The 1,631-nt window shown below is 70.7% G+C and carries 2 protein-coding genes and 1 pseudogene; all 3 read left to right on the forward strand.

The window, feature by feature from the left end; all coding sequences use genetic code 11:
* Nucleotides 1–259 (forward strand): annotated as a pseudogene (locus AC6EI8_RS26395) (NAD(P)/FAD-dependent oxidoreductase); the annotation flags it as partial.
* A 55-nt stretch (nucleotides 260–314) separates the two neighbouring features.
* Nucleotides 315–1,034 (forward strand): two-component system response regulator CreB, encoded by a 720-nt coding sequence (gene creB, locus AC6EI8_RS26400; protein ID WP_265633370.1) that lies wholly within the window; start codon nucleotides 315–317, stop codon nucleotides 1,032–1,034.
* A gap of 15 nt (nucleotides 1,035–1,049) precedes the next feature.
* Nucleotides 1,050–1,631 (forward strand): sensor histidine kinase family protein (locus AC6EI8_RS26405; RefSeq protein WP_498383378.1); only part of this gene is annotated, 582 nt, incomplete at its 3' end.

Raw genomic sequence — 1,631 nt, forward strand, 5'->3', positions numbered from 1 at the left:
GGAGCACGGCGAGACCATCGGCGCCGCGATCGCCGCGCATCTGCGCGAGGGCGGGCCGGCGCCCGAGCGCACCGTCCTGCGCACCACGCCGCGTTTTCGCGTCAATCGCGCGCTGCGCTGGCTGTTCGACCGCTGCCAGTCCGACCGCCTGTTCGAGTGGATGCTGTATTCCCGGCCGCTGCGCTGGGCCGCGCAGCGCCTCTACTTCCACCGCCGGCGCCAGCGGCAGGGCGCGGCCGCCCTCGGCGCCCTCGACTAGAATGACGGACCCGCTTCCCGTCCCCCATTCCGCCGCAGCCGCCTGCAAGCCCGCCATGCAAGCCAACGCCACGCCCGTTCCGTCGATTCTCGTGGTCGACGACGAGTCCGCCATTGCCGATACGATCCTCTATGCGTTGCGCACCGAGGGCATGCAGGTCGAGCATTGCGCGCTGGGCAGCGAGGCAATCGCCCGCCTGCGCGCGCAGCCGGTCGACCTGGTGATCCTTGACGTGGGCCTGCCGGACCTGAACGGCTTCGAGGTCTGCCGCACGTTGCGCACCTTTTCCGATGTGCCGGTGATTTTCCTGACCGCGCGCCACGAGGAGATCGATCGCGTGGTCGGGCTGGAGATCGGCGCGGACGACTATGTGGTCAAGCCGTTCTCGCCGCGCGAACTGGCGGCGCGCGTGCGCGTGATCCTGCGTCGCATGCGCGGACGGAGCGAGGGCGCGGCGCCAGTCCCCGCGCAGAAGGCCGCGCAGGACACCGCGCCGCCGTTCGTGCACGATCGCGACGGCGCCCGGCTGGCCTACCGCGGCCAGTGGCTCGACCTGACCCGCTACGAATACCGGCTGCTCGCGCTGCTGGCCGACCATCCGGGCCGCATCTACTCGCGCGCGCAGCTGATGGACCTGGTCTGGGACGATGCGCTCGACACCAGCGACCGCACCGTGGACACCCACATCAAGACGCTGCGCGCCAAGCTGCGCGCGGCCGGCGACGACGACCCGATCCGCACCCATCGCGGCATGGGTTATTCGCTGGCGATCTGAGCGGGACCGGCACGCGTGCGGATTGGCCTGCGCATCTTCCTGGGTTTCTTCCTGATCGTCGGACTGGCGGCCTGGCTGACGCTGCGCGTGTTCGTGCAGGAGGTCAAGCCGGGCGTGCGCCAGGCGATGGAGGACACGCTGATCGATACCGCGCACGCGCTTGCCGCGCTGGCGGTCGACGACATGCGCGAGGGCCGCATCGCCGACGGCGCGTTTGCGCGCCAGCTGACCGGCCTGCGCGACGCGCCGCTGGATGCCGAACTGTGGGGCCTGCGCAAGCGCGAAATCGGCTATCGCGTCTATGTCACCGACACCGACGGCATCGTGCGCTTCGATTCGGCCGGCACCGCGGTCGGCCAGGACTATTCGCGCTGGAACGACGTCTACCTGACGCTGCGCGGCAAGTACGGCGCGCGCAGCACGCGCAGCGATCCCGACGACGACGGCAGCACGGTGATGTACGTCGCGGCGCCGATCCGCGATGGCGAGCGCCTGCTGGGCGTGCTGACGGTGGCCAAGCCCAACGCGGTGATGGCGCCGGTCATCGCGCGCAGCCAGCACCGGATCCTGCTGCACGGGCTGCTGCTGATGGGCGTG

It is taken from the genome of Cupriavidus sp. R6-3 (assembly GCF_059772245.1).